19 protein-coding genes are annotated in these 16,079 nt (G+C 44.3%); 3 read left to right on the top strand and 16 right to left on the bottom strand.

The window, feature by feature from the left end; all coding sequences use genetic code 11:
• Window positions 1-112: 112 nt before the first annotated feature.
• The 7 genes from AS030_RS03265 to AS030_RS03235 all read right to left on the bottom strand — a co-directional run bounded on the left by AS030_RS03265 (window position 113) and on the right by AS030_RS03235 (window position 7,321).
• On the bottom strand, window positions 113-1,861 hold the full coding sequence (locus AS030_RS03265; RefSeq protein WP_061968353.1) for an alkaline phosphatase D family protein: 1,749 nt from the start codon (window positions 1,859-1,861) through the stop codon (window positions 113-115).
• Window positions 1,862-2,184: 323 nt separating this feature from the next.
• Window positions 2,185-2,931 (bottom strand): twin-arginine translocase subunit TatC, encoded by a 747-nt coding sequence (gene tatC / locus AS030_RS03260; RefSeq protein ID WP_061968351.1) that lies wholly within the window; start codon window positions 2,929-2,931, stop codon window positions 2,185-2,187.
• 59 nt (window positions 2,932-2,990) lie between these two features.
• Complete coding sequence (tatA, locus tag AS030_RS03255; RefSeq protein WP_061968348.1) at window positions 2,991-3,173, bottom strand: twin-arginine translocase TatA/TatE family subunit; 183 nt, start codon at window positions 3,171-3,173, stop codon at window positions 2,991-2,993.
• Window positions 3,174-3,386: 213 nt separating this feature from the next.
• Entirely contained in the window at window positions 3,387-3,851 is a 465-nt protein-coding gene (locus tag AS030_RS03250) for a DinB family protein (RefSeq protein WP_061968345.1), read from the bottom strand.
• A 20-nt stretch (window positions 3,852-3,871) separates the two neighbouring features.
• Window positions 3,872-5,185, bottom strand: a complete 1,314-nt coding sequence (locus AS030_RS03245; RefSeq protein ID WP_061968342.1) for a (Fe-S)-binding protein — start codon at window positions 5,183-5,185, stop codon at window positions 3,872-3,874.
• The gene (locus AS030_RS03240; protein ID WP_061971487.1) at window positions 5,178-6,584 is read right to left on the bottom strand and encodes an FAD-binding oxidoreductase; all 1,407 of its coding nucleotides are present in this window, start codon (window positions 6,582-6,584) and stop codon (window positions 5,178-5,180) included. Before AS030_RS03240 ends, AS030_RS03245 begins: the two co-directional genes overlap by 8 nt.
• A 29-nt stretch (window positions 6,585-6,613) precedes the next feature.
• Window positions 6,614-7,321, bottom strand: coding sequence for a FadR/GntR family transcriptional regulator (locus AS030_RS03235; RefSeq protein WP_061968339.1), 708 nt, complete (start codon window positions 7,319-7,321; stop codon window positions 6,614-6,616).
• Window positions 7,322-7,963: 642 nt separating this feature from the next.
• Between AS030_RS03235 and AS030_RS03225 the strand changes: the two genes are divergently transcribed.
• Complete coding sequence (locus tag AS030_RS03225; RefSeq protein WP_061968334.1) at window positions 7,964-8,719, top strand: YqjF family protein; 756 nt, start codon at window positions 7,964-7,966, stop codon at window positions 8,717-8,719.
• 58 nt (window positions 8,720-8,777) lie between these two features.
• On the opposite strand, the gene AS030_RS03220 is transcribed toward AS030_RS03225, so the two are convergent.
• Entirely contained in the window at window positions 8,778-9,212 is a 435-nt protein-coding gene (locus AS030_RS03220; RefSeq protein WP_061968332.1) for an NUDIX hydrolase, read from the bottom strand.
• A gap of 107 nt (window positions 9,213-9,319) precedes the next feature.
• Window positions 9,320-10,162: a manganese catalase gene (locus tag AS030_RS03215; RefSeq protein WP_061968330.1), complete on the bottom strand. Its 843-nt coding sequence runs from the start codon at window positions 10,160-10,162 to the stop codon at window positions 9,320-9,322.
• A gap of 161 nt (window positions 10,163-10,323) precedes the next feature.
• Here AS030_RS03215 and AS030_RS03210 point away from each other — a divergent pair, with 161 nt between their 5' ends.
• On the top strand, window positions 10,324-10,551 hold the full coding sequence (locus AS030_RS03210; protein ID WP_061968328.1) for a YozQ family protein: 228 nt from the start codon (window positions 10,324-10,326) through the stop codon (window positions 10,549-10,551).
• Window positions 10,552-10,604: 53 nt separating this feature from the next.
• On the opposite strand, the gene AS030_RS03205 is transcribed toward AS030_RS03210, so the two are convergent.
• The 7 genes from AS030_RS03205 to AS030_RS03175 all read right to left on the bottom strand — a co-directional run bounded on the left by AS030_RS03205 (window position 10,605) and on the right by AS030_RS03175 (window position 14,764).
• Window positions 10,605-11,048 (bottom strand): DUF6376 family protein, encoded by a 444-nt coding sequence (locus AS030_RS03205; RefSeq protein WP_061968325.1) that lies wholly within the window; start codon window positions 11,046-11,048, stop codon window positions 10,605-10,607.
• 100 nt (window positions 11,049-11,148) lie between these two features.
• Complete coding sequence (locus AS030_RS03200; RefSeq protein ID WP_061968322.1) at window positions 11,149-11,856, bottom strand: YjjG family noncanonical pyrimidine nucleotidase; 708 nt, start codon at window positions 11,854-11,856, stop codon at window positions 11,149-11,151.
• The gene (locus tag AS030_RS03195) at window positions 11,853-12,320 is read right to left on the bottom strand and encodes a DMT family transporter (RefSeq protein ID WP_061968319.1); all 468 of its coding nucleotides are present in this window, start codon (window positions 12,318-12,320) and stop codon (window positions 11,853-11,855) included. Before AS030_RS03195 ends, AS030_RS03200 begins: the two co-directional genes overlap by 4 nt.
• Before the next feature lie 20 nt (window positions 12,321-12,340).
• Entirely contained in the window at window positions 12,341-13,039 is a 699-nt protein-coding gene (locus tag AS030_RS03190; RefSeq protein ID WP_061968317.1) for a Crp/Fnr family transcriptional regulator, read from the bottom strand.
• Window positions 13,040-13,066: 27 nt separating this feature from the next.
• Window positions 13,067-13,492: a DMT family transporter gene (locus AS030_RS03185; protein WP_061968314.1), complete on the bottom strand. Its 426-nt coding sequence runs from the start codon at window positions 13,490-13,492 to the stop codon at window positions 13,067-13,069.
• 124 nt (window positions 13,493-13,616) lie between these two features.
• On the bottom strand, window positions 13,617-14,087 hold the full coding sequence (locus AS030_RS03180; protein ID WP_061968311.1) for a DinB family protein: 471 nt from the start codon (window positions 14,085-14,087) through the stop codon (window positions 13,617-13,619).
• A gap of 119 nt (window positions 14,088-14,206) precedes the next feature.
• Complete coding sequence (locus tag AS030_RS03175) at window positions 14,207-14,764, bottom strand: peptidoglycan-binding domain-containing protein (protein WP_061968309.1); 558 nt, start codon at window positions 14,762-14,764, stop codon at window positions 14,207-14,209.
• Between the two features lie 291 nt (window positions 14,765-15,055).
• Between AS030_RS03175 and adhP the strand changes: the two genes are divergently transcribed.
• A complete protein-coding gene (adhP, locus tag AS030_RS03170; RefSeq protein ID WP_061968306.1) occupies window positions 15,056-16,066 on the top strand; it encodes an alcohol dehydrogenase AdhP in 1,011 nt (336 codons plus the stop codon).
• The last annotated feature ends 13 nt before the right edge of the window (window positions 16,067-16,079 follow it).

The raw sequence follows: 16,079 nt of genomic DNA, 5'->3' as shown, positions 1-16,079 counted from the left end.
TTCCTCTCGTTGAGTGTTATTCTAAATTATACGAATAATAAATTCAATTATTTTCGAAACTAAAATCCAAAAAAGCACAAACACCGGGATGGCGTTTGTGCTCTTCGTGCGTTTACTGCTCTACTTTTTCTCTTTTTTGTTGAATTTGCTTTTTATGCGCATGCGTATGGGCGGTAAAACGGTCTTCCTCGACCTGTTCGGACATTTTCATACCATGGGCGACCATGGCAGAAGCTACTTTTTTTAAGCCCATTTGATCTTTTTGATAAACGAAGGAGGCTCTTGTAGAAACAGAAGCGCCAGGCTCCGTCACATAAGGGACCACACGGTAATCCGCCTGCCATTGTGCAGGAGTTACACGGCAGCGGACATATCCTCTGTAATCGTTGAAGAATTTAATGTGCGGATTTTGTTCCAAAATATGATCGGTATCCTTACGCTTGTCTGCGCCGTTGCCTCCTGAAGTAATTGAGGTCCCCACAAATTCAACACCAAACACCTTTGATTTCGGATCATCAAAATTGATAAGCAGGTTGTTTGCCCAGTTCGCATGAACGTCCCCAGTCAATACGATCAGGTTGTTCAAGTTCTTGGATCTGACGAAATCAAGGACACGCTGGCGCTGCGCTGGGTATCCATCCCAGGAATCCATGCTGTAAACCGGTGCAGCTTTCGTCCCGAAGTTCCACTGCGAAAAGAAGATTTGCTGAGCCATCACATTCCAGTGTGCTTTGGAGGCGCTCAGATTGTTAAAGAGCCATTGCTCCTGTTCTTGCCCCATCAATGTACGTCTTGGATCCAGAGATTCCTCTGAAGGTGGCTTGTTTCCATCTCCATTCGCCTGATCGGATCGGAACTGCCGTGTATCAAGCACATTAAAGGAAGCCAGATCACCATAATCAAAATGGCGGTATAGCTGCATGTCCGGCCCGTTAGGTAAAGAAGACTTGCGAAGAGGCATGTGCTCGTAATAGGCCAGGTAAGCCGCAGCCCGGCGAATGATGAAGGCTTCCGGAGATTGGCCCTTTTCAGGAATATTATTTGCATAGTTGTTTTCTACTTCATGATCATCCCAAGTAACTACCCAAGGGAACGCAGCATGGGCGGCCTTCAGGTTTGCATCTGAACGGTATTGGGCATGACGGTTGCGGTAGTCATTCAATGACATGATTTCAGCACTGCTGTGAGTTCGAACATTTCCTGTCGCTGCTACATATTCATTTGGACCATATTCGTAAATATAGTCCCCAAGGTGGAATACCAGATCAAGATCCTCTTCAGCCATATGTTTATAGGCAGTATAGAAACCATGCTCATATTGCTGGCAGGAAGCGAACGCAAACTTGAGTTCTTTGACAGATGCACCTGGGGCAGGAAGGGTTTTGGTGCGGCCTACAGGACTTAATTCATATCCGCTCTTGAAACGATAGTAATACACATGGTTTGGCTTAAGGCCAGTGACTTCCACATGAACGGAGTGACCAAGGTCCGGTCTGGCGAGTTCAGTTCCTTTCTGGACAATATTTCTGAAACGTTCATCTTTTGCGATCTCCCATCTCACTGGAACCGCCTGGCGTTTCATTCCTCCGCCATTTAAGGGATCGGGCGCAAGGCGTGTCCAGAGCACCACGCCATCGGAAAGCGGGTCACCTGATGCTACACCGAGTGTAAAGGGATAGCTTTCGAACTTTGGAGCGGCGTTTACTTCAAATCCACCGATCGACTGTGCAAGAACTGCCCCGAGAGACAGCCCGGCAATTTTACCGGTTCCTCTAAGAAAGCTGCGGCGGTCGAATTTTTTGTTTTCATGTTCCTCAGTCAATTTCTTGATCAAATCCTCCACGTGCCTTTCGTCTGCCATAACAATTCCCCTCTCTTAATGAAAAAGTAGCGTACGAAAGTCAGTATAAAACGTGAATATGAATCTGCTATTAAGATGTGTAAACCTGCATGAAACAACAAAAAAACAAAAAAGGACAATAATCGCAGGACTATTTTCCTTCTCAGCAATTTATCCATTCAATTTGGTGGTTTTTATCGAGAAAAGAAAAATTTTCTGCAGTGGTTAACAGGGCTTAAGTCACACGTTTTTTAACATTCGCTTCAAAATAAACTAACATATGGAAACCAAATAACCACCAGGCAGTGTAGGCCACCTGGTGGTTATTGACCAAAATCTGTTGTTTATGAAGGTTTTTTTAATTCTATGACGTTGCTTTCCTGCTTCTTCTGTTTCTTACTGTAAACAATTTTGGAAAGCGTAATGCTGAATTCGTATAGGATCAAAAGCGGGATCGTTACAAGAAAATCAGACATAAAATCAGGTGGTGTAATAAGAACAGCGACCACGACAAGACCAAAGTAAGCAAGTTTCCTTGCCTTGGACAGAAGCTTCGGATTCACCAGTCCAATCGATGTAAGAAACATGACGACCAGCGGGATTTCAAATAAAAAGCCAAACGGCAAAGTAAGATTGATCATGAACTTAAAGTATTTTTCCGATGTAAAAAACGTTTGAAACTCACCGTCTGACAGCTTCATTAAAAAATCAAGCACCATCGGATAAACCACAAAATACCCGAAGGAGAGCCCGGCAATAAATAAAAGGAAAAGAGCAGGGATATATGACAGTGCAGTTTTGGATTCATTTTTGGATAACGCCGGGCTGACGAAAAGCCACGTTTGATAGGCGGCCACCGGAATCGTCAATGCAATGGAAATGACCCCCGATATCATAAAATAGACCCAAAGAATATCACTCGGTCCCAAAACTGCCAGTTTGGCATCGAGATCACGAATCAGCCAATGGTAGATATCCTGAACGTAGATAAACGAAACAATGAAAAATACCGCGAACGTAAGCAGTGTGATAATAATCCGCTTTCGTAATTCTCCCAGATGATCAATAAGAAGCATTTCTGCATCTTTCATAATTTCACCTCATCATATAAGAGAAAGGAGATGACTGCTTTCCGCCATCCCCCGCTCTATTATTTTTGCTCTGCTTTTTCTTCCTTTTCATCAGTATTCATTAAGTCCTTGGCGGAATTTTTAAACTCTCGCAGCGTGCTTCCGAATGCCCGTCCAATTTCAGGCAGTTTAGCAGGTCCAAAAATGATTAACGCAATAACAAGTAGAATAATCAATCCGGGAATACCAATATTTTGGAACATAGAAAGCCCTCCTTAGAATGTAAATCCTGTAATGCCCTCCACAGAAGCCGCGGTTCGTCACGCTGATTCTCTATTTAACCCCTCCCGCTTATGTATCCTTCTCCTCCACCTTAAACAAAGATTATTGAGGCAATATAAAGAAAAATTTAACAAATTATAAAAACCGGAAGGAAGAGGATTTACATAACAAAAAAACCGCTGATTAAACAGCGGTTACTCAAAAAGCGGAACAGCCAGATCTTTTCCGTTCATGCTTAAAGCCGTGTGAAGCTGGCCCCTGTGATGATATGTATGTGCCAGGATTTCTAGCATCCATTCATAACGGGAATATGAAACACCCCACCAGGAGGTTGTCACTACTAACCAGTCTTCCTCCCGGTAGTGGCGAATGCTATCCTTCAGATATTCAAAGTTTGAAGTGAGCCGTTCCTTGATCTGTCCGCTCGTTTGAGGATCATGCCCAGAATAAAATTTCTCTATCTCTTTTTGACCTGTCTCATTCATGATTAACACGTCCGCTTTATAAATCGAGCTTATATGAGTCAACAACTCTCTTACATTTCTTTTATTTTGTCCTAAAGAGATATCCAAATCACTCGCTTCCATCGAGTCTATAAGATTAAGAATGGAACGATTAGCAACCTCCAATTGGCGGAGAATCGGAGTTATCCTATTCATATATATGATATCCTCTCTTTTTACTTTCGTGGTTCTTTCGGCTGAGGATCGGCTTCCATCAAAAAATCTACCAGATGAACTGCCCGTACCTCTTTTTCCAGACCGGCTCGTTGAATGCCAAGTTTCATTTGCAAAAGACATCCGGGATTTGTCGTCACAATCGTGTCTGCTTTTGTTCTTCTGGTCTTTTCCATTTTAACATCAAGAATCTCCATGGAATCCTCATAGTTCACAATGTTATAGATACCCGCAGAGCCGCAGCAGCGGTCATAACCGGCCATTTCCCTGTAGGTAATACCCGGTATCCCCTCTAACAGTGCCAAAGGCTCGGATGTTACTTTCTGAACGTGTGTCATATGACAAGAGGATTGGTAGGTCACCCTCTCATTCATTGAATGACGAAATTCCAGACCATCAAGCTCCGTCAAAACGACAGTCACATCCCGAGATTTTTTAGAAAATTGTTCAGCCCGCCTATTCCAGTCCGGCTCATCTTTTAGTAAATGGTCATATTCAAAAAGCATAGCTCCACAGCCGCCCGCATTATTTACGATATAATTAACATTTTCTTTCTCAAACACTTCAATGTTTTGTTTGGCGAGTTGGCGTGCCTCTTCAAGCTTGCCCGTATGTGCGTGAAGTGCACCGCAGCATGTCTGGGCTTTTGGAATCACCACTTCTGCTCCGGCTCTTGAAAGCAATTCAATTGTGTTTTTATTGGTCTGATGAAACATACTGTCCATGACACAGCCGCTGACGAAGCCTACTCTCATTTTTGGATTACGTTTCGCCTTTACAAGGCGAGGCGAGTTTCTTCTTTCAAATGGGGAGGCAACTTTAGGCAGCACCGCTTCGAACTTGTCGAGATGAAGCGGAGCCATAGCGGTCATTCCCGATTTGCGAGCGATTGCCTGCAAACCTGTCTTTTGATAGAACCAGGTCGCATTTCCTATCGCATTCATCCATTTTCTCGAGGGGAAGAGCCCATTAAATATAAAGTCTTCTGTTACCTGCTGTTTTTTCGTTTTCTTTTCATGATCCTCCAGCACCGATTTGGCTCCTTCTAAAATCTCTCCATACTGTACATTCGTCGGGCAAACGGTTTGGCAGGCTCTGCACCCCAGACACTTTTCAATCGGTTCCCGCATGTTCTCCACACTGCTTTTTCCTTCAGCCACCATTTTCACCAAATTAATTCTGCCCCTTGGTGAGTGGGTTTCTTTACCCATCGTCTCATAGGTGGGACAAGCAGGCAGACAATAACCGCACTGGACACAATCGAAGGTCTTTTCATAATGCAGTTGTTTTTTTAACCGATTTGCAGCTTCACTCATCTCGCAACACCAGCTTTTTCCCCGGTTCAGGAAAAATCTTGCCCGGGTTCATGATTTGATTGGGATCCCATGCATTCTTCATACGCTTCATCATGTCAATGCCAATGGGACCGACCTCCATCTCCATAAATGGAGCTTTCATCGTTCCAATCCCATGCTCACCTGAAAGCGTGCCGCCCAGCTCGATCGCTGCTTTAAAAATTTCCTCCACGGCCTGCTCTACACGATCCATTTCTTCCAAATCTCTTTTATCACAGATGATGTTGGGATGAAGGTTCCCGTCTCCTGCATGTCCAAATACGACAAGATCGACGTGAAACCGGTCCCTGATTTCTTTGAGCCGTTGAAACATCTCGGGAATTTTACTTCTTGGCACGGTGGCATCTTCTGAAACTTTCGTCGGTTTCTTCCTCACAATTGCCGGTGAGACCAGCTTTCTCGCCTGCCACAGCTTTGCGGCCTCCTCACTGCTGCCTGCAACATTGACAGAATGAGCCCCTGCCTCCCTGCAGATGAAAGCCACCTTTTCAATTTCTTCTTCGATTGCCTTCGGATGCCCGTCCAGCTCAATAAGTACGATGGCTTCTGCGGTCACGGGAAGTCCTAAAGGCTTATACTCCTCCACGGCCAGTATGCACGCCTGGTCCATCAACTCCAATTTGGAGGGAAGGATTCCGGAGGTGAGCACTTTTGTGATGGCCTGTCCGGACGTTACCAAATCATCGAAAATGATCATTGCCGTCCTGTAGGCCTTAGGCCTTGGAACAAGCTTCAGCGTAGCCTCTGTTATCACACAAAGCGTGCCCTCGGAGCCAATAATGAGTTTAGTAAGGTCGTAGCCAGTCACATTCTTGATGGTTCTTCCTCCTGTCCTCATCACGTGGCCTTCCGGTGTCACAATCTCCAAACCGATGCAATAATCCTTCGTTACTCCATACTTCAATCCTCTAGGTCCTCCGGAGTTTTCAGCCAGATTTCCGCCAATGGTGGAAACATGCGAACTGCTTGGGTCTGGAGGGTACATCAGCCCCCATTTTTCCGCTTCTTCATCAATTCTGGCTGTTAGTATACCTGGCGAGACCACTGCGATCATATCCTCGGGGCGAATCTCAAGCTTATCGTTCCACTGAGAACAGTCGAGGACAATTCCTCCATTCACTGGCAGTGGCCCGCCACTTAAAGAGGTCGACTGTCCACGAGGGTAGACAGGGATGCCCTCACGATTGGCAAGTTTCATTACTTTAGCCACTTCTTCCGTTGAGCGTGGCTGTACAACGGCATCCGGCATATACGTGCCAAACGATGCATCAAACGAATAACTCAAGCGGTCACTTTCTTCAAGCAAAACTCTATTTTCGCCAAAGATGGCCTGGAGCTCTTGTTCATGTGCAGATGTCATAACCTTCATCTTCTTATCTCCTCATGCCTTCATATTTCATAATTTTGCAAGAATAGGCTTAATTTTTTCTCAGCATTTCTTAAATGGATGGTACTTTGAACTTTTGCGAGTTCTGGCTCTTCCAACTCAATAGCTTCATAGATTCTGCGATGCTCTTGATAAACAGATTCCCTTTTTTGTTTGAGTTCTTTATTCGGTTCAAGCGTAACTTTTAGCGTTTTTTCATATAAATCTGCTAAATTCTCCATCATATGAATCATAACGGGATTATGAGTTGCCAATATGACGGCCCGGTGAAACGCAATATCATTTGTATAATGATTTTGATCCGCATTCAATGACCCGTATTCAAGTTTATCCAAAACATGCTTCATAGAAGAAAGCTGTTCCGTTGTCCGTCTTGTGGCAGCTAAATAAGCCGCTTCCGGCTCCATAATCTTTCTCATTTCAAATAAGTGCCTAATGCTTTCCACATCATCACTTTTCATATGAATACTGCGCAAGATTTGGGACTGCGTATTCTCTTCAATATAACTTCCTCCGCCTTGCCTTGAGGTAATAAGCCCTGATGCTCTCAATACACTAAGCGCCTCCCGGACAGAAATACGGCTTACTCCAAACTGTTTGGATAGTGCCATTTCTGTTGGAAGTTTGTCACCGGGCAAATAATGTCCCGACTCTATCATTTGCAGAAGTTCCCGAGAGATAATCTGAGATATTTTTTCTTTTTTAGACATGTCGACTCCTGTTTAATCATTTGTAATACAAATCTAAGGTGTTTTTATGGTTCTAAAAATATAAAACAGCCCACGAAAGGGTTTACAAAGGTTTATTTAGCCTATATACTAATCTAAACATACATTATTTTCAAGGTTTTTTAACAAATTTGTATTACAAATTTGCAAGTTCTGAATTTGAAAGCACTAACTAAGGAGGAGTTACTTGTGACCTTTCTGGGCTCTGCCTCCTAAACTATTAACTCCAGCGATGGCGGCAGTAGGCGTTGCTGTTATTAACTCGATCGGAAATCTAGGCGGGTTTTTAGGACCCTATGCCATTGGTGCATTGAAGATGCTACCGGGAGCACCTTTAGCGGTCTCGTCTTTTTAAGTACCATGATGATTGTTACCTTTCACATGCTGATGGTCATGAGAAGCAAGATGAATAAAGCCGCCACAGACCTAATTTCTGCTGAGCAGGAAGATATCTTTGGTACGTAAACGGTTGAAAAAGCTTCCCGGCAGCTTGGGATGGCTTTTTCTTTTTTATCCAATTCACCTGACTTTAAGAAATTTTTCATTAATGGCCATTTTTCACACGTGTTTTGAAGTCGCTTAATGGGAATAACCATACTACATCTCTATTTGGAGGTTTGTACGATGAATTTCAAACATATCTTAAAACAAACGGACCACCGCCCGTTCCCTCTTCCTTCTGGCCCTTGGATCATGACCCAAAGGTGGAACCACCTTCTTTATGCCCATTGGCCCGTCCCTGTTTCCGTCCTTCGTGAAAAAATACCCTCCTGCATGGAGATTGATACATATGACAACCAAGCATGGATTGGCGTAATCCCTTTTTACCTTAATGAATTCCGTACAAGATACCTGCCCCCTTTTCCCTTTGCACATGCGTTTCCCGAGCTGAATGTGCGAACATATGTGATATACAAAGGAATACCAGGCATCTACTTTTTTAGTTTGGATGCCGGCAGCCACCTGGCTGTAAAAGGTGCCCGTTCCTTTTTTCATTTGCCGTACCGCTATGCCAAAATGAACATTGAGGTCGCTGAAGAACGTGTTCATTACTTGAGCAGACGGCAAGAAAATGAAGGTACAAAAGCAGATTTCCTTGCCCACTACAAGCCAGTATCAGCCCCTTTTTTCAGCAATAAGGAGTCTCTCGACTATTGGCTGGCTGAGAGATATCGCTTTTATAACGAGCACACCAACAAACTGTATTATCTAGATATCCATCATCAGCCATGGGCTCTTCAACAGACAGAGGCTGAAATTCAGGTGAACTCGGTAGTCACCGCAAGCTCCGGCATTGAGCTGCCAGCTACTCAACCTGTGCTCCATTATTCCAAAACCCAAAAGGTTCTATTTTGGCCCTTGCGCCAGATGGAACTTTAAAAAAGGACTTTCCGGGAAATCAAGTGCACAACTGATTTCCGACAGTCCTTTTTACTATTTAGTGCACCAGGTTCTCCGGCGGAAGATAGGTAACTGTTGTGTTTTTCTTTATACGATCTTTCACACCCAAGGGTACTGGTATAAATGTTTCTGCCATCTCTACCGGCATCCATAATACTTCCTCAATCTCGTCAGGAAACTGAATTTCAATTTTTCCCCCTGTTATTTTCCCGGTAAACACAAAGAAAACCACATGATGTCCTCTTGCTTCAAAGAACTGCTCACTAATCCCAAAAACATTTCGCACGTCGATTTCCAATCCTGTTTCTTCTTTTATCTCACGAATCGCTGCTTCCTCCAGCGTTTCCCCATCCTCTACTGCTCCTCCCGGAAGCGTATAATAAGAGGATTCATCCCCAAAGTTTTTAACCATCAATATCTTTTCGCTCGTTTCATCAAACAACAAAACATACACTACATCAACTCGTTTCATGGGTAGACTCCTTCTCAAATGTTGGTCCATTTTACTATTCTTCAAATTGAAAGGAAGCCCTTCTTTCCACTAAAAAACCCACTCCACTGAAGTGGGTTTTTTAAATTTTATTTTTTATTCACAAAGTCACGATCCAGGTCATGGTGAACCTGTGTCGCAGGTACTTCTGGTCTTGGAATATTGCCAAGAGGTTCAGGGTTCTCTAAATATTTGAAATCGCCTGTGCCATCCGGTGCACTGCCCGTTGCCCAAAGGCCTTCAGATGATTCTTGTCCATCAGACAGATTCCAGAATTCCAGTCCATGCTCCTGAGCTTCCATCTCCGCTTCCGGAGGGAATGAAGCCGGAACAACAACACCGTTCTTTTCTTCTAATTCAGCTACTGCGGCCATCCACTGATACTGGTGGTAACGGTCACGTGCCAGCATTTTACGGAACGTGGCCCTTACGCCTTCATCCGTTGTCATATGATAGAGTCGAGCGACCTGCAACCGGCCCTGTGTTTCCGCATGCAGGTTTGATCGCATGTCCGCCAGTAAATTTCCGCTCGACACAATATATGCCCCACTCCAAGGAACGCCATTTGAATTAATCGGCATTCCGCCAAGACCGCTGACGATCAGATGCTGCGGATCGACGCCACCCATAATGGCTGCCAGTTGCGGATCCTTTGCGGCTTCTGACTGATCCTCTGGTGTAGCACCATCCATCAATTGGCCGATGAGCGCACAGAGCATTTCAACATGTCCGATTTCCTCTGTACCAATGTCCATCAGCATATCTTTATATTTCTCATTGCCTCTGCAGTTAAAGCCTTGAAAGAGGTATTGCATCATGACGGTCATTTCTCCAAATTGGCCGCCGAGCACCTCTTGTACCCTTTTCGCCAGCATTGGATCTGGACGTTCAACCTTTACTTCAAATTGCAGTTCTTTTTGATGTCTAAACACTGTTCGTCCTCCTTTAAAATGGGTTTATTTGGTTCCACGGTCAAATTACCCCAATCCTCCGAAGACAAAACTAAGGATTCACCTGTTCTTAGTCAGATTTTTGAATAATTCCCAGAGTTCCAATAAACACTAACGATAGCTTACAAGGAAGGATGCAGGACATGGAACAAAAAAAGAACTCAAAGAGCAACAGCCAAGAAGTTGCGAAAAAAAACTATGAACCCTCTGATTACAGCAGCCAGTCGGAAACTGATCAAGGCCTTGCCATTACCCATGAGCAAGTTAGTGATGATTATATGGAAGGTACCATTGATGGTGTATTGGAAAACGTCGAGGGGAAAGATATCCCGCTCCAAGGCAAAGGCCATGACATTTATAAAAAGAAATAAGAAACGACAAAAGCCTGCAAACATCACCAATCGATGCCTGCAGGCTTTTCACTTTAATTTCCCAAACTCTTGATGTCCTGGTAGATCTGATTAATGTCGCTCACCTGTTTCATGAGGGGATGGTCCTCGATAAAGGAAGTATCGAGCTTTCCTTCCCTGATGTTTTTCAGGTACAGATCAATTCCAACTTCGAGCGACTGGGCTTTAGACTCCATCTGTCCATGCAGCTCCTGCAGGTTATCCGGAGGTGTTAAACCGCTAAATTCCTGAACGTCTGATTTCATCTGTTTCAACTGGCTTTCCAATTCTTTTCGTTTACTTTCATCATTCACTGCCTGCTTGACAAGGTCTGTCGTCTCACTGCTGAAAGTGGAGACTTCCCCTGCAAACTCTTTGGCCTCTTTTACATAATTGACTGTGTTGGCTGTATCTGTAACGGCTGAACACCCAGTAAGAGCAAGTAATCCTGCAATCAGACTCATCTTTTTTAAAAGCATACTTTTCCTCCTTGGCTGGTTTCATCCTCATAGATCCTTACGTAACAGCTTTAGGTTAAGTTTCATTTATAGAAATTTAACACAAAAAAAGAAACTTCGTTTAAAGTTTCTTTTCCGCTTTCCTATTCAGGATGGAATACAGCTCATCGAATTTACAAATTTCATACGTGGGCACAATTCCCGAATCGTTTGGTTTCTCTTCAGGATTAAACCAGCATGTATCCAAACCTGCCAGCTGGCCACCTTTAATATCGGAATGCAAGGAATCCCCAATGATCAGAGTTTCTTCCGGTGTAAATCCCGGAACCCGTTCAAACACATAATCAAAGTACTCCTTCATCGGCTTTTGATACCCGGTGTCTTCTGAAACAAAAACCCCTTTGAACAATCCGTGCAAACCTGATCCTCGCAGACGTTTATCCTGCGTTTTCGAAACACCGTTCGTTACGATGTAAACATGATAATGGTCCTTCAGCTCCGTGATCAATTCAATCGCCCCGTCTACAAGATGAAATCCCTCATCCAGAAAAGCACGGTAGCTTTTTTCCATGGAAACACCGTCGGCTTCATGACCATACTCTTTCATAAAAAGGGCAAAGCGCGTGTTCAGCAGTTCAGTCCGTTCGATTTCTCCCTCTTCAAACGCCTTCCATAAGCTTCTGTTCAGCTCTCTGTAATGCGTTTCCATTTCATCTGAAAATGGAAGCTTTTCTTTTTCAAACAGCATGCGCAATGCCGCTTTTTCCGTTGCTTTAAAATCCAAAAGGGTATCATCTGCATCAAATAACAGTGTTTTGTAGGTTCTCATGAGGCCATCTCCTTTTGCTGGTTTTCTTCTCTGCTGTTGGATTTAAATAAAACGATTCCTGCAATAATGATCAGCACACCAATCAGCTGTTTAATTGTGAACGGTACAGGTTTCAAACCTAAAAAACCGTACGTATCCATCAGCAGAGCAAATCCAAGCTGAGAAGCCATGACAATTGAAATGGCAACAGTTGGCCGTAGCCTTTTCATGCTCTGAACGACACACGTAACCACTCCAACACCGATTAGCCCGCTGAACCAATACCACGTTTGCATCGGATGAAATGCAAGGATTCTGCTGCCCTCAAAGACAAATCCGAGCGTCAGGGATGCAAGAAAGCCAAGGCACAACACCAATGTTGTTGTCGCCCAGGAATTTGCATGCTCGTTTACTTTGCTGTTAAATATATTCTGCATCCCGACAAGCGAACCCGCAATCAATGCCAAAAGAATTCCCAAAAGCATAAAGCACCTACTCCTTTTCTTTACTCGTAAATATTATCATTCGCCAGTTTCTTCAGCCCTTCATGATCTTTCACAAGTATTCCTCCGCTGTACCGCTCGACAAGACCTTCTGCACACAGCTGCTGGATCACCCGGTTCAGATGGCGATAGCTTGTTCCAATCAGATTGGCGGCATCCTTCAGACTCGCAGTACTGTGCTTTCCGTTTAACAATCCATCCGACGCATCAAACGAAACAGACAGCAGATAGCTTGCCAGCCGGACTTCCACCGGGTACAGCAGGTTAAACCGCAATGTATTAGATTTAATATAGAATTTATTGGTGATAATTTTCAGTAAAAAATTTAAAAATGCGGGGTCGCCGCTTCCGTATTTTTTCAACCAGCGGTGATGAACACCAATCATGGTGACCTGTGATACAGCCTCTACCGTATTGACCGTCTCTGTTCCTCGTACATATTCAATATCACCGATCAGTTCCAGCGGATTTTTGAACGAAAGGATTAACGTCTTCCCTTCCGGCGAAGTGGTATACACTTTCACTTTTCCCTCAACCAGAACATACAGATAGGCTGCGGGTTCTCCCTGGGAACATATCTTTTCGCCCTGTTCAAACGTACAGAGCGTTAAATGCGGCTGCAGGCTGGTATTGAATAGCGATTCGATTCCGTTTGTGCGCAAATAGGTGGTAATCCTGTCTGTGTCCTTCAACTCCTCCATTCTATCACCTTCCCTTCGCCATTTCCCCTAAAAACTCAGTATCAGTACACCGGCAATCATCATGCCGATGCCGATAAACTGAGGCAGCTTCATCCGCTGTTTAGTTACACCGAACCAACCGAAGCTGTCCGTCAAAAAAGCAATGCTCAACTGTGCAATGAGGAGCGCAGAAATCGATACGGTCACGCCAATCAAATGGATCGCCGTCACATTACTGAAAATGACGATCGCTGCGAACGATCCTCCAGCCAGGTAAAGGGGTTTTACCCGGCGAAACTGTTTCCATGTATGATCCCGGAACACCAGCATCAAGAGCAAAGCCGCCACAAAACCTGTACCCTGCGTCAGGGTCGTGGCCTGCCAGGTGCCAATATCCTCGCTGATCCTGGAATTCGCCACCCCCTGCAGGGTGATAAAAAATCCGCCCAAGAGTGCAAATAAAATCCCTTTCATCCTATCTCTCCCTTTTCATTTCCATTACTCATTATCAGGGAAAGACATAAGCAAAGGAAAGGACATATGTCCTCATTATAGTAAATTAAGAAAAAATAAAAAAGCTGGTTTCCCAGCTTTTTCATTAACCAACTATGACTCCCAGCCCCCGGCGAATAAGATTGGCTGTGACCGGTTCTCTTCCCATTTCCCTCGCCCAAACAGAGAGTTGACCGATATGATGGATTTCATGGGCAATCATATGCCTCATAATTTCACCATGGGTAAAACGGACGTTTCCGGGTTCCTCCATGAGTTGATGTTCCATGCTGTCGTTCCATGCGTTCACAAAGTTCTGAACTTCCGGTTTAAACTCGGCGTCGAGCCTCCTGACCTTTTCCAGGGATCGATACCCATCAAAACTTTCCTGAAAGTCAGGTTCCCCCTTCATGCCCCGTATCCAGCTCCATTCCACATCCGCGATATGGAACAGGGTATGAAGAATCCCGCCTACTCCTCCCGTCCGTTCCCTCAGAAGCTCTTTAAGCGGTACGTCTTCACACCACTTATACCAGTCTTCCCTGACTTGCCAGTTATATTGAAACAAGGTTTTCATATGTTCCCCCTCACGTTTAGTCACATCAAAACATCTTTCTACAGCTCAGCGGAATATCCTCTGCAAAAGCCCTAAAAAACTGGGAAAACAACAGACTGCTTTCCTTGTGAAACACATTTCTATTCTTGATAGTTAAACAGCACTTCCCATGTTTCCCGGCCAACAGTGCCATCAACCTGAAGGTGCATTTTCTTTTGAAATTCTTTGACTTTGGCTTCCGTTTTGGTACCGAAATCCCCATCCACTGTAATATTGCCTACCACAACTTTTAACCGTTTTTGAATGTTGACCACATTCTCGCCTTTGTCACCTTTTTTGGTGACATGGCCAGGATATGGCAAACTTGTTTGATATAAGGTATTCCATGTGGTTGGCCCCACGATCCCGTCTTCCGTCAAAAAACGGTAGTGCTGAAACAGCTTGACGTTTTCGAGCGTCTTTTTTCCAAAGATTCCATCCGCTGTGGTCGGAATCAAATTTCGTGTTAACTGCTGTTGGACCTTCTTCACATCTGAACCTCGATCCCCATATTTAATGACATGTCCGGGATACGGTTCAGGTGTGCTCAATTGTTGTGATTTTACTTGTGATTCAGCATGCGTTTGAGTTGGAAACAAAGGTGTAACGGCCAGAAACCCTGCAGCGGTCAAGCAGATAACAAACTTCTTCAAACTCATATAACGATGGCCCCCTTACAAGTTATTGGAAAAAACACACAACATTAATCTATACCCTGCCGTTTGTCCCTTACAACCTCACATTACCTAAACAGGAAAAATTACCCATTTTTATATAATGCTACGGACGACCACTCGACCTTCTTTTCCGTTTTTTTGTGTGAATTTGCCGAAAAATCGGCACACCCTGAAGGCCATTGTGATTTTTGTAAGCGGTTTTACGATAAATAGAGTTGGCACAAATCTTGCACTAGTAAGAGATGAAGTCTATTCATAAAAGGAGGAACTTGTGTGAAAGCAGCTGTTGTTAATGAATTTAAAAACAAGTTGGAAATTAAGGATGTTCCAAAACCGAAGTTGGAATTTGGGGAAGTGCTTGTCAGAATTGAAGCTTGCGGCGTCTGCCATACCGATCTCCATGCCGCCCATGGCGATTGGCCGGTCAAGCCAAAGCTCCCCCTCATTCCCGGACACGAAGGAGTCGGGATTGTAGAAGAAATTGCAGAAGGAGTTACTTCTGTAAAAGTTGGTGACCGTGTAGGGATTCCATGGTTGTATTCTGCTTGCGGAGAGTGTGAATATTGCTTAACCGGCAGGGAGACACTCTGTCCCGACCAACTGAACGGCGGATATTCGGTGGATGGCGGATATGCCGAGTACTGCAAAGCACCTGCCAGCTATGTAGCAAAAATCCCTCCAAACGTTGACCCTGTGGAAATCGCCCCGATTCTTTGTGCAGGTGTGACTACGTACAAAGCATTAAAAGTTTCCGAAGCAAGACCTGGTGACTGGGTAGCCATTTATGGAATCGGAGGACTCGGCCATGTTGCTTTGCAATATGCAAAGGCAATGGGATTCAATGTGATAGCAGTCGATATCCAGGACGAAAAGCTGGAACTTGCAAAAAGACTAGGCGCTGATCTAACGGTTAACGGAAGAAATAACGACCCTGTCCAAGTCATTAAAGAGAAAACCGGCGGCGTTCAATCTGCCATCAGTGTGGCTGTTTCAAGAATTGCTTTCGAACAAGCCTATCATTCTGTAAAACGCGGCGGCACGGTGGTTGTGGTTGGACTACCTGCCGATGAACTGCCCATCCCGATTTTTGATACCGTTTTAAACGGAGTTTCAGTCAAAGGCTCCATAGTTGGCACCAGAAAAGACATGCAGGAAGCTCTTGCATTTGCTGCCCAAGGAAAAGTTAAAACGAATATTGAAACAGCACCGATCAACCAGATTAATGAAATTTTTGACAAGATGGAAAAAGGAGAAATCAACGGACGATATGTACTAACCATGTAGAACGGCCGAAAAG

Origin of the sequence: Fictibacillus enclensis (genome assembly GCF_001457035.1) — a bacterium.
Classification (GTDB): Bacteria; Bacillota; Bacilli; order Bacillales; family Fictibacillaceae; genus Fictibacillus_C; species Fictibacillus_C enclensis.
Note: the sequence above shows the minus strand (reverse complement) of the source record. Positions and strands in the feature narration are given on the sequence as shown.